Here is an 11,524-nt window from a genome sequence, read left to right on the forward strand (position 1 = left end):
CTTATCGTCAGGCGACGGATTTAATGCGTATCAGTTTGCCGTCCACCATGTGCAGGCCGCATTCCTTCGATTCCGGGTTTTCCCACCACCAGCGGCCGGCGCGGACATCCTCGCCCGGCTGCACGGCGCGCGTGCACGGTGCGCAGCCGATCGACGGAAAACCCTGGTCGTGCAGCGCGTTGTAGGGCACGTCGTTGGCGCGGATGTAGTTCCACACGTCGTCCTCCGACCAGTCGGCCAGCGGGTTGAACTTGACCATGCCGTGCGCCGCATCGTCTTCCTGCACGTGCAGTTCGGCGCGGGTGGCCGACTGCGCGCGGCGCTGGCCGGTCACCCAGGCCCGCTTGCCGGCCAGCGCGCGGCCCAGCGGCTCCACCTTGCGGATGCGGCAGCACTCGCGGCGCAGGTCCACGCTGTCGTAAAACGCGTTCAGGCCGTGCTGCGCCACGTAGGCTTCGACCGCCTCGGGCTGCGGCTTGTACAGCGCGATCTCGTAGCCGTCGTAATGGGCCTTGACCTTGTCCAGCATGTCCAGCGTTTCCGGATGCAGGCGACCGGTTTCGAGCGAGAAGATGCCGATATCGAGTTTCGATTTCAGTATCAGGTCGGTCAGCACCATGTCTTCTGCAGCCAGGCTGGAGGCGAAAACGGCCGGGGAAAAATCGCTGGCGATGCGCGACAGCGTGGCGCTGCTGTCGGCAATCAGCTTGCTCAGATCGTTCATGGCGGTTCCTCAGGCACCGGCGCTCATGCGCGCGTGGCGGCGGAACAGCGGCACTTTCTGGTCCACCGATGCCTGGTATGTCTCCGAAAAATCGGACAGGCCCTTGAGCGCATCGTGCACGTCGCGGTCGGCGCGCACCGCGTAGGCGTCGAAACCGACACGACTCATCTGGAACAGCTGGTCGCGCAGCACGTCGCCGATGGCGCGCAGTTCACCGGTCCAGCCCAGGCGCACGCGCAGGTTGTAGGCGATCGAGTATCCACGGCCGTCGGTAAATTTGGGAAAGTCCACGGCCACCAGCGCGAATTGCGAGAGGTCGTCACGGATCGCTTCCGGACGTTCGTCGCTGGCGATCCAGACGCCGATTTCGCCGGCAGCAGCGCGCGCGGCCAGCAGGTCGCGCTGCACCAGCCAGACCGCCTGCGGCACGATGATGTTGCCTGTCGGGACAGTAACGGTGGCCGGGTCGATGGCCGGTGCGCCATCGACCGGTTCGGCCAGGCGCAGCACTTGCCAGCTGTCTGCCACGACTTCGCGGCCCTTGATGATCAGATTGCTCACTGCGTCAGACATATTCATCCTCTCCCACCAGGCGACCGCCTTTTTCGGCGATCGGCGTGGCGTACACAAATTGCTTGAACGGCGCCACACCGAGGCGCTGTGCGCAGTCGGCAAACGACTCGTCCTCGTAGCGCTCGCGCAGGTAGACCTGCAGCAGGCGGTCGATCACTTCCGGCATCTGCTGCGCGGAGAACGACGGTCCGATGATCTTGCCGATCGCTGCGTTGTTGCCCTGGGCGCCGCCGATCGACACCTGGTACCACTCGCTGCCATCCTTGTCCACGCCCAGCACGCCGATCGAGCCGACGTGGTGGTGGCCGCAGGCGTTGATGCAGCCCGAGATATTGAGCTCGATCTCGCCGATATCGTGCTGGTAATCGATGTTCTCGAAGCGCTCGGCGATCGACGCGGCGATCGGGATCGACTTGGCATTCGCCAGCGAGCAGAAGTCGCCGCCGGGGCAGCAGATCATGTCGGTCAGCAGGCCGATGTTCGGCGTGGCCAGCTGGTGCGCCTTGGCCTCCTGCCACAGCGCGTACAATTGCGACTGCTCGACATCGGCCAGCACCACGTTCTGCTCGTGCGTCACGCGCAGTTCGCCGAAGCTGTAGCGGTCGGCCAGGTCGGCCATGAAGTCCATCTGCTCGGCGGTGGCGTCGCCCGGCGGCACGCCCGGCTTTTTCAGCGACAGCACCACGGCTGCGTAGCCGGGCTGCTTGTGCGGCTTGACGTTGCGCGCCACCCAGTTGGCGAACGCCTTGTTGCCGGCTTGCGCCGCCACGATATCGCTGTCGTCGAGCTGCTTGTAGGCCGGCGGCTGGAAGTAGTCAGTAATGCGCTGCATTTCTTCCACGGTCAGCGTTTCGGGACCGTCCTTGAGATCGGCCCATTCCGCTTCGACCTGGCGCGCGAATTCCTCGGCGCCGATGGCCTTGAGCAGGATCTTGATGCGGGCCTTGTACTTGTTGTCGCGGCGGCCGTACTGGTTATACACGCGCATCACGGCTTCGGTGTAGGTCAGCAGGTGCTGCCACGGCAGGAATTCGCGGATCACGCTGCCGATGATCGGCGTGCGGCCCATGCCGCCGCCGGCCATGAACCTGAAGCCGATCTCGCCGGCGTCGTTGCGCACCACGGTCAGGCCGATGTCATGAATGGCGATGGCGGCGCGGTCTTCCACGGCGCCGTTGATGGCGACCTTGAACTTGCGCGGCAGCGCGATGAATTCGGGGTGGAAGGTGGACCACTGGCGCAGCACCTCGGCATATGGGCGCGGATCGATGATCTCGTCGGCCGCCACGCCGGCATACGGGTCGGACGTGGTGTTGCGGATGCAGTTGCCCGAGGTCTGGATCGCATGCATTTCCACCGACGCCAGGTCGGTCAGGATGTCCGGGGTCTGCTCGAGCTCCACCCAGTTGAACTGGATATTCTGGCGCGTGGTGAAGTGACCATAGCCGCGGTCGTACTTGCGGGCGATATGGGCGAACATGCGCATCTGCTTCGACGCCAGCAGGCCGTACGGCACGGCGATGCGCAGCATATAGGCATGGCGCTGCATGTACAGGCCGTTTTGCAGGCGCAGCGGCACGAACTCGGCTTCGGTCAACTCATCGGCAAGGCGGCGGCGCACCTGGTCGCGGTACTGTGCAATCCGCTCGCGCACGATAAGATGGTCGTATTGGTCGTATTGATACATAGTGTTCCTGGTTGGTCGCTTACGAGAATCCCCAAAGTAGCTGCAATAGTAATAAACTTCTGCTTTATTCCAAACGACTTAGTCTTTATTTGCTTATATAAGGATTGGGTATAAGCATGGACGTTTTTTTAGATCGGTCGAGATGAACCTTCACCAATTGCGCTTCGTGCGCGAAGCTGTACGCCAGAATTACAACCTGACTGACGCCGCCAAGGCGCTGTTTACTTCCCAGCCCGGGGTGTCGAAGGCGATCATCGAGCTGGAAGAGGAACTGGGCGTCGACATTTTCACTCGCCACGGCAAGCGCATTCGCGGCCTGACCGAGCCGGGGCGGCTGGTGCTGTCGTCGGTGGAGCTGATCATGCAGGAAATCGACAGCCTGAAACGCATCGGCAAGGAATACGCGGCCCAGGACAGCGGCAGCTTCACCATCGCCACCACCCACACCCAGGCGCGCTACACCTTGCCCAGGGTGGTGCAGGCCTTCATGGTCAAATTTCCCAAGGTGCGCCTGTCGCTGTTGCAGGGCAGTCCCCAGCAGATCGCCGAGATGGTGCAGCGCGACCAGGCCGACCTGGCGATTGCCACCGAATCGATCGCCGGCATTAACGGCTTGATCACCTTGCCTTGTTATCAATGGGAACACGTGCTGGTGGTCGCGCCCGACCATCCGCTGCTGCGTTACAAGGAAGTGACGCTCGAAGAAATTGCAGCCTATCCGATCATCACCTATGATGGCGCCTTTGCCGGCCGCAGCAAGATCGATCACGCGTTTGCGCTGCGCGGCCTGAAGCTCGACGTCCTGCTGGAAGCGATCGATGCCGACGTCATCAAGACCTACGTCGAGCTGGGCATGGGCATCGGCATCATCGCAGGCATGGCCTTCGACGCCGAGCGCGACAAGAATCTGCGTGCGATTCCCGTAGGACACCTGTTTGGCATGAACGTTTCGCGCGTGGCCGTCAAGCAGGGCGCCTACCTGCGCAGCTATATATATACGTTTATCGAACTGCTGGCGCCCACGCTCAACCGCAAGCTGGTGGAGCAGGCCATGAGCGGCGATAAAGAGCACTACGAACTGTAAAGAAAGCAATCGATGATTACCAATCAGTTGGCACAATTTTATGCCGTTAACGCCGACAACTACGACCAGGTGTATGCCCAGGAAGAGCGTTTCGACGATCTCGACGACCTGCAGGAAATGGTGGCCGAGCTGTTCGAAGGCCACAAGGTGCTGGAACTGGCCTGCGGCACCGCGTACTGGACCGACCTGATCGCTGAAACCGCCGAATCGGTCCACGCCACCGATCTGGTGCCGGAAATGATCGCCCTGGCCGAAACCCGGGGCCTGGACGAAGATGTGGTCACCTTCGGTATCATGGATGCGTTCAACCTGCCCGATGGCCTGGAAGGCAAGTACACGGCCGTGTTTGCTGCCGGCCTGTGGAGCCACGTGCGCCGCGAGGACCAGGAAAAATACCTGAAGCACTTGCGCGCCAAGCTGGGCAAGGATGTACTGCTGGTGCTGCTCGACGAAACCTATGTCGACGGCAACTCGATGGTGTTCGCGCGCACCGATATGGAAGGCAACACCCACCAGATCCTGACCGCCGACGACGGCCAGCGCTACGAAATCATGAAGAACTACCTGACCGACAGCACGCTGCGCAAGCGTTTCGCCGCATCGGCCAAGCAGATCCGCATCGAGCGGCTCGAGTATTACTACCTGCTGTCCTGCCGCCTCAAGTAAGGGTACTTGCTGTCCCTCACAGCCGCCAAGCGCGGCTGTATTCTTATGTTGTTCCCGAACAACAACTTGGCGTTGTCACATTGTTGAAGTAATTGATAGGCATGATTCCGCCCGTACAAGCAAATCGTGCATCTTCTTTTAACCTTCAGTAGAGAACTTCAAGTGAAAAAAATTACTCTGGCAGCAATGATCATCGGCGGCTTCGCAGCCCAGGCCCAGGCACAGTCGAATGTCACCATTTACGGACTGATGGACGTCGGCATGGTTTCCGAGCGCGGCGGCATTGCCGGCAACGTGACCAAAGTAACCAGCGGTATCGGCGGCCAGTCGCGCCTGGGCTTCCGCGGCACCGAAGATCTGGGCAATGGCCTGTCCGCCATCTTCCAACTGGAAGCCGGTCTGAAAGTGGACGATGGCACGCTCGATAACTCGAACAATGCCCTGTTCAACCGCACCGCCATGGTCGGTCTGAAAAGCAAGGATGCCGGCACCCTGACCATCGGCCGCCAACAAACCATGCTGTACAACGCCTTGAGCCAGGTAGCCGATCCGTTCGGCGCCGGTTATGCCGGCAGCGCCAAGAACCTGTTCCCTACCTCGGGCAACCTGACCCGCGTCAGCAACTCGCTGGTGTACACGACGCCGAGCATGTCCGGCTTCACCATCGACGGCCAGTATGCACTGGGCGAGCAGCCGGGCAGCAGCGAAGCGGCACGCCAGTTCGGCCTGGGTATGGCCTATTCGCAAGGTCCGCTCAACGTGCGCGTGGTGTACAACAACCGTAACAACGACACCGTCGCCAATGGCGTGGTCACCGAGCGCGATACCGGCAAGAACACCCTGGTGGCGCTGAACTACGACTTCAAGGTCGTCAAGGCATACGTTGCCGTCGGCGCCAACAAAGGCCTGAACAGCTCGCCGCTGCCGGTGGCCAATGCCTTCGGCTACCGCGTGGCGCCAACCGCCAGCCTCGACAGCCGCGACATGTTGGTCGGCGCGCAGATCCCGGTCGGCGCCGGCACCATCATGACGTCGTACACCCGCAAGAACGACCGCACTGCCTTCAACCAGGATGCGGACCAGTTCGCAGTAGGCTATCTGTACGCGCTGTCCAAGCGTACCGGTGCTTACGCCAGCTACGCGAAAATCAAGAACAAGAACGGCGCCGGCTACACCGTTGGTAACAACAACGAGCCAGGCACGGGCGACAAGGCGTTCAACGTCGGTATCCGCCACGCGTTCTAAGCGGGGTTGGCAGAACTGGGGCGTGGCGGCAGCGGCAGGCGGACCATGATCCGCGTGCCGCCATCGCTGACGATGGAGATATCGCCATGCAGCGCCCAGACCCGCTCCCGCATGCCGATCAGGCCGTAGGATGCGGCCTTGTCCATGTCCTGGGCGGCAATGCCGCGGCCGTCGTCCTGGATCGAGATGTCGAGCTTGTCGTCCACGCGCCGCAGCGACAGCTCGACCCGGCTGGCTTGCGCATGGCGCGTGATGTTGGTCAGCGCTTCCTGCACGATGCGGTAGATGGCGGTGCTGTGGGCATCGTCGAGAATCAGCTCTTCTTCGTTCGCATGCAGGCGGCAGGCGATGCCGTAGTGCGAAACGAATTCCTGGCGCAAGCTCTCCAGCGCAAAATACAACCCTCCTTCATCGAGCGCCCGCGGCCGCAGATTGCTGGCGATACGCCGTAGCGACGTGATTGCCGCCATCAACAGCTCGTCCATACCGGCGAGCACGTTCTGCGCTTCCGGTGCGCGTACCTGGCGTTGCAGCAGCGCCAGGTCGACCCTGAGCGTGGCCAGCAATTGCCCGAGGTCGTCGTGCAGTTCGCGCGCGATGTGCTTGCGTTCTTCTTCGCGTATCGTCAGCAAGGCGGCGGACAGCTCGCGCAGCTGGGTATGCGACTGCGCCAGCTTTTCCTGCACCTGCTTGCGCTCGGTAATGTCGCGCAGGATGATGGTGTAGATCGGCTTGCCGTTTTCGTACAGCGACGAGATCGAGCCTTCCAGCGGCACGTGCTGGCCGTCGCGCCGCACGCCGGTCACCGCGTAATCGCTGGCGCGCCGGCCTTTCATGCGCAGGTGGATGCCGGTGTTGCCGAAGTAATGCGAGGTGGCCGGGTTGGCGCCCAGGCGCTGGTCGCGCGGGATGAAGGCATCGAGCGGGGCGCCCTGCATGTCATCCACGGTGGCGCCGAACATGGCGGCCGCCGCTGGATTGGCCTGCAGGATATTTTGCCGCTCGTCGGTGATGATGATGGCGTCGATGGCGTGCTGGATGATGCCGCGGCTGCGGCGCCATGACTTGCTCGCTTGTGCGCCCAGCAAGGGACGCAGCAGCGGTCGCAACATGGACGGCAGCCTGAATGGCGACGCGGGCGGCAACAGCGAACGCGCCAGCAAGGCGGCGCCGGTGATGGCGGCGACGGCGGCGGCAAACAGAGGCAGGCGGTGGCCGGGAGGCTTCATGCGAAATCCCCAGCCGGGAAAGGAAAGGCGGCTGCGCTTTGTACCTTAAAGGACGTGCGCATGCCGCCTTTGACGCATCTCAAGCGTGCGCAGGGGCGCGCGCCAGAACCCCGCTGTACGGTTGCTCTCTACATTTGTTTAAACAGGTGCAGGAAGCTGCGGCTTACTTCGAGCTTGTCGGAACGGCCCTTGATCATCACCAGGTGGCGGCCGCGGATGTCGCGCGTCACGCCTTCGATGGCGTTGACGTTGACCAGGGTGGCGCGGTGGATTTGCCAGAACAGCTTGGGGTCGAGTTCCTCGGCCAGATCGCGCACCGGCTTGCGGATCAGCGCCTCGTAGCGCTCGGTCTGGACACAGGTATATTTTTCGTCGGAGCGGAAAAACAGGATTTCCTCGACCGGTATCATGCGCAGGTCCTGGCCGATACTTGCCTGTATCCATTGCAGGTGCGACGGCTTGGGTGCGGAAATTTTTTCGGTCAGCTGCGACAGCAGGGCCGTTACGCTCGCGTTCACGTCGGGGGCGGCCGGCTTGTGCAGGCGCTCCTTCAGACGTTCGACCGTGATTTTCAGCCGTTCCGGTTCGGATGGCTTGAGCACATAGTCGATGGCGCCGCGCTCGAAGGCTTCGACCGCGTAGGCGTCGTAAGCGGTGACGAACACGATGTGGCTCTTGTTGCCGATCACGGTGGCCGCTTCCATGCCGGTCTTGCCCGGCATGCGGATGTCGAGGAAGGTGAAGTCGGGCTTGAGCTGATCGACCAGCTCGATCGCCTCGTCGCCGTTCTTGGCTTCACCAAGGATCTCGAGTTCTGGCCATACTTGTTCCAAACGCATGCGCAACTGGTCGCGCATCAGTCTTTCGTCATCGGCAATAATTGCTGTGGGCATCTTGTTCGCTGGCTAAGGATAATCAAAAGGGTGAGTCGGTCAATTATTCAACGAATCCCGGCCATGGTCAATTAATCAATCAGGCTTGGCAAGGTTGGCGGGGGCGTTGGTAGCGTCGCTCCTGGTCTTGGCCAGCGCGTAGGGCACCTCGATGGTGGCGATGACGCCGCTCGGGCTGTTGGCGGCAATCAGCAACTGGCCCTGCTCGCCATGCAACAGCTTCAGTCGTTCGCGGATATTGGTCAGGCCCAGGCCGGTGCCGTTGCTGGGAATCGCGCCGAAGCCGAGCCCGGTATCGGACACGATCACGCGCAACTTGTTGTGCGCCACTTCGGCACGCACCTTGAGCAGGCCGCCTTCGGGCTTGGCCTCGAGACCGTGCTTGATGGCGTTTTCCACCATCGATTGCAGCATCATCGGCGGGAAGGCGGCCGTACGCAGGCCGTCCGGCACATCGAATTCCACGGTCAGCCGCTCTTCCATGCGCATTTTGAGCAGGTTCAGATAGGCTTCCACCATGTCGGCCTCGCGACCGAGGTTGGTCACCAGCGCGTTATCCCGCATTTGCGGCAGCACGGCACGCAGGTAGCGTATCAGGCTGCGTTGCATGGCCGAGGCGCGTGGCGGGTCGGTTTCGATCAGGTGTTCGACCGAGGCGAGCGTATTGAACAGGAAGTGGGGTTCCACCTGGGCCTGCATCATCTGCATCCGCGCTTCACTGAGCTGGCGCTGCATGGCTTCGCGCTCGACGGCAGCGTTGGCGCTCTGGGTTTCCGCTTCCGCGCGCTTTTTTCCTCCCATCAGCGCCTTGGTGCCGAACAGGGCCAAGACCAGCAAGGTCACGAAACTCTTGAACCAGGTCGACGCCTGCACGTGGTAACGGGCGACTTTCTGTTCGGCAGCGTCATCGACCGCTTCTTCGATGGCATTGGATAACTCTTCGCCGATTTGCGGTGGCAGTTCGATGTGGACCTCGTCGCCCGGCAAGGAGGGCAGGGAAGGCACGGCGGAAGCCTTGCCGGTCTTGGCCGGGGTAGTGGGAGTGGCGGGTGTCGCTGGGGTGGGGGATGCCGTTGCTGCAGCGTCGGGGGCGGTGGGCTCGGTGGCGGCAGCGGGTTCGGCCGGTTCCGTTGGCTCGACATTCGTGTCATGGTGTTCAGCGGCTTTTTCCTCGACAGCTCTGTCGATCTCCTTGCTGATCGCCTTGTTACGCGGGTTGAAGCGGATACCGCTGTCGTCGATCACGATATTGCTGTCGCTGCCGCGGCGCCTGGCCTTGTCGCCGCGGGCCGATTCCTGCATGACCGTATTCGATGAGAATAATTCGTCCTGCAAAATGGAGCCGGCGATCAGCATCAGGATGGCAAACACCAGGAACTTCCACCACGACAGCTGGGTCACCCAGGTCGCCACGGCATCGAAACCGCGATGGAGCCAGGTAGCGACGGTTTTGACCGTTTCTTGGGTTTTGGGAGAAGGAAACATGTGTGGCTTTCACTGCGTAGATGGATGTTGCCACTGTAACGACCGGCGCTGTTTTGCGCCATGGCTGTGCGACAGGATGCAAAAAACAGGGGCTGGGCCGGTAAGGGATCAGATTTGCCGAAAAGCCGCTTGCCAGCGCGCAGGAGGTCGGTTATAGTTCTGTCCCTCGCAGCGAACGACATCAACACGTTGAACAAAGCGAGAAAAAAAGAAGGTTGACGTAAGCAGCGAAACGCTTCATACTCTCCTTCTCGCTGACAAACAAAACGATTTGTCAAGTGCGAAAGTCACAAGAGTTYGGTTCTTTAAAAATTAACAGTCGATAAGTGTGGACGTTTGATGGCAGTGCACACGCCGCTTCGGTGGCGTGACACTTAACTTATCAAATGTTCACAAGGGCGGCATGCCTTACACATGCAAGTCGAACGGCAGCGCGGGGCAACCTGGCGGCGAGTGGCGAACGGGTGAGTAATATATCGGAACGTACCCTGGAGTGGGGGATAACGTAGCGAAAGTTACGCTAATACCGCATACGATCYAWGGATGAAAGTGGGGGATCGCAAGACCTCATGCTCCTGGAGCGGCCGATATCTGATTAGCTAGTTGGTAGGGTAAAAGCCTACCAAGGCATCGATCAGTAGCTGGTCTGAGAGGACGACCAGCCACACTGGAACTGAGACACGGTCCAGACTCCTACGGGAGGCAGCAGTGGGGAATTTTGGACAATGGGCGCAAGCCTGATCCAGCAATGCCGCGTGAGTGAAGAAGGCCTTCGGGTTGTAAAGCTCTTTTGTCAGGGAAGAAACGGTGRRRGCTAATATCYTTTGCTAATGACGGTACCTGAAGAATAAGCACCGGCTAACTACGTGCCAGCAGCCGCGGTAATACGTAGGGTGCAAGCGTTAATCGGAATTACTGGGCGTAAAGCGTGCGCAGGCGGTTTTGTAAGACTGACGTGAAATCCCCGGGCTCAACCTGGGAATGGCGTTGGTGACTGCAAGGCTAGAGTTTGGCAGAGGGGGGTAGAATTCCACGTGTAGCAGTGAAATGCGTAGATATGTGGAGGAACACCGATGGCGAAGGCAGCCCCCTGGGTCAAAACTGACGCTCATGCACGAAAGCGTGGGGAGCAAACAGGATTAGATACCCTGGTAGTCCACGCCCTAAACGATGTCTACTAGTTGTCGGGTCTTAATTGACTTGGTAACGCAGCTAACGCGTGAAGTAGACCGCCTGGGGAGTACGGTCGCAAGATTAAAACTCAAAGGAATTGACGGGGACCCGCACAAGCGGTGGATGATGTGGATTAATTCGATGCAACGCGAAAAACCTTACCTACCCTTGACATGGCAGGAATYCCYGAGAGATTGGGRAGTGCTCGAAAGAGAACCTGCACACAGGTGCTGCATGGCTGTCGTCAGCTCGTGTCGTGAGATGTTGGGTTAAGTCCCGCAACGAGCGCAACCCTTGTCATTAGTTGCTACGAAAGAGCACTCTAATGAGACTGCCGGTGACAAACCGGAGGAAGGTGGGGATGACGTCAAGTCCTCATGGCCCTTATGGGTAGGGCTTCACACGTCATACAATGGTACATACAGAGGGCCGCCAACCCGCGAGGGGGAGCTAATCCCAGAAAGTGTATCGTAGTCCGGATTGTAGTCTGCAACTCGACTGCATGAAGTTGGAATCGCTAGTAATCGCGGATCAGCATGTCGCGGTGAATACGTTCCCGGGTCTTGTACACACCGCCCGTCACACCATGGGAGCGGGTTTTACCAGAAGTAGGTAGCTTAACCGCAAGGAGGGCGCTTACCACGGTAGGATTCGTGACTGGGGTGAAGTCGTAACAAGGTAGCCGTATCGGAAGGTGCGGCTGGATCACCTCCTTTCTAGAGTAGCGCTGATCATCAAGCGTTCACACTTATCGACTGTCAATGA

General features: G+C 60.4%; 9 protein-coding genes and 1 rRNA gene. 4 read left to right on the forward strand and 6 right to left on the reverse strand.

Going from position 1 to position 11,524, the window contains the following annotated elements; all coding sequences use genetic code 11:
* Window positions 1-7: 7 nt before the first annotated feature.
* The 3 genes from ASF61_RS07725 to ASF61_RS07735 are packed head-to-tail and all read right to left on the reverse strand — an operon-like array spanning window position 8 to window position 2,984.
* Window positions 8-724, reverse strand: coding sequence for a phosphoadenylyl-sulfate reductase (locus ASF61_RS07725; protein WP_056153525.1), 717 nt, complete (start codon window positions 722-724; stop codon window positions 8-10).
* Between the two features lie 9 nt (window positions 725-733).
* Window positions 734-1,297 (reverse strand): DUF934 domain-containing protein, encoded by a 564-nt coding sequence (locus ASF61_RS07730; protein WP_056153528.1) that lies wholly within the window; start codon window positions 1,295-1,297, stop codon window positions 734-736.
* Window positions 1,290-2,984 (reverse strand): nitrite/sulfite reductase, encoded by a 1,695-nt coding sequence (locus ASF61_RS07735; protein WP_056153531.1) that lies wholly within the window; start codon window positions 2,982-2,984, stop codon window positions 1,290-1,292. The genes ASF61_RS07730 and ASF61_RS07735 overlap by 8 nt, the downstream gene beginning before the upstream one ends.
* Before the next feature lie 142 nt (window positions 2,985-3,126).
* Between ASF61_RS07735 and ASF61_RS07740 the strand changes: the two genes are divergently transcribed.
* The 3 genes from ASF61_RS07740 (at window position 3,127) to ASF61_RS07750 (ending at window position 5,979) form a co-directional block, all read left to right on the forward strand.
* Window positions 3,127-4,068 (forward strand): CysB family HTH-type transcriptional regulator, encoded by a 942-nt coding sequence (locus tag ASF61_RS07740; RefSeq protein ID WP_056153534.1) that lies wholly within the window; start codon window positions 3,127-3,129, stop codon window positions 4,066-4,068.
* A gap of 12 nt (window positions 4,069-4,080) precedes the next feature.
* A complete protein-coding gene (locus ASF61_RS07745) occupies window positions 4,081-4,734 on the forward strand; it encodes a class I SAM-dependent methyltransferase (RefSeq protein WP_056153537.1) in 654 nt (217 codons plus the stop codon).
* 186 nt (window positions 4,735-4,920) lie between these two features.
* Complete coding sequence (locus ASF61_RS07750; RefSeq protein ID WP_056153540.1) at window positions 4,921-5,979, forward strand: porin; 1,059 nt, start codon at window positions 4,921-4,923, stop codon at window positions 5,977-5,979.
* Here the strand turns inward: ASF61_RS07750 and ASF61_RS07755 are convergent.
* The 3 genes from ASF61_RS07755 to ASF61_RS07765 all read right to left on the reverse strand — a co-directional run bounded on the left by ASF61_RS07755 (window position 5,976) and on the right by ASF61_RS07765 (window position 9,586).
* Entirely contained in the window at window positions 5,976-7,208 is a 1,233-nt protein-coding gene (locus tag ASF61_RS07755; protein WP_082491326.1) for a PAS domain-containing sensor histidine kinase, read from the reverse strand. The genes ASF61_RS07750 and ASF61_RS07755 overlap by 4 nt on opposite strands.
* A 128-nt stretch (window positions 7,209-7,336) precedes the next feature.
* Window positions 7,337-8,101: a LytTR family DNA-binding domain-containing protein gene (locus ASF61_RS07760; RefSeq protein ID WP_056153543.1), complete on the reverse strand. Its 765-nt coding sequence runs from the start codon at window positions 8,099-8,101 to the stop codon at window positions 7,337-7,339.
* A 75-nt stretch (window positions 8,102-8,176) separates the two neighbouring features.
* Window positions 8,177-9,586: a sensor histidine kinase gene (locus ASF61_RS07765; RefSeq protein ID WP_056153545.1), complete on the reverse strand. Its 1,410-nt coding sequence runs from the start codon at window positions 9,584-9,586 to the stop codon at window positions 8,177-8,179.
* A gap of 359 nt (window positions 9,587-9,945) precedes the next feature.
* Between ASF61_RS07765 and ASF61_RS07770 the strand changes: the two genes are divergently transcribed.
* Window positions 9,946-11,475: ribosomal RNA gene (locus tag ASF61_RS07770) — 16S ribosomal RNA — on the forward strand.
* The last annotated feature ends 49 nt before the right edge of the window (window positions 11,476-11,524 follow it).

Origin of the sequence: Duganella sp. Leaf126, from assembly GCF_001423125.1 — a bacterium.
In the GTDB taxonomy this organism is placed as follows: Bacteria; Pseudomonadota; Gammaproteobacteria; order Burkholderiales; family Burkholderiaceae_D; genus Rugamonas.

Bases quoted from the DNA above. Each gene is read 5' to 3' on its own strand.
- ASF61_RS07725 (WP_056153525.1), bottom strand. From the start codon at position 724: ATGAACGATCTGAGCAAGCTGATTGCCGACAGCAGCGCCACGCTGTCG.
- ASF61_RS07730 (WP_056153528.1), bottom strand. From the start codon at position 1,297: ATGTCTGACGCAGTGAGCAATCTGATCATCAAGGGCCGCGAAGTCGTG.
- ASF61_RS07735 (WP_056153531.1), bottom strand. From the start codon at position 2,984: ATGTATCAATACGACCAATACGACCATCTTATCGTGCGCGAGCGGATT.
- ASF61_RS07740 (WP_056153534.1), top strand. From the start codon at position 3,127: ATGAACCTTCACCAATTGCGCTTCGTGCGCGAAGCTGTACGCCAGAAT.
- ASF61_RS07745 (WP_056153537.1), top strand. From the start codon at position 4,081: ATGATTACCAATCAGTTGGCACAATTTTATGCCGTTAACGCCGACAAC.
- ASF61_RS07750 (WP_056153540.1), top strand. From the start codon at position 4,921: ATGATCATCGGCGGCTTCGCAGCCCAGGCCCAGGCACAGTCGAATGTC.
- ASF61_RS07755 (WP_082491326.1), bottom strand. From the start codon at position 7,208: ATGAAGCCTCCCGGCCACCGCCTGCCTCTGTTTGCCGCCGCCGTCGCC.
- ASF61_RS07760 (WP_056153543.1), bottom strand. From the start codon at position 8,101: ATGCCCACAGCAATTATTGCCGATGACGAAAGACTGATGCGCGACCAG.
- ASF61_RS07765 (WP_056153545.1), bottom strand. From the start codon at position 9,586: ATGTTTCCTTCTCCCAAAACCCAAGAAACGGTCAAAACCGTCGCTACC.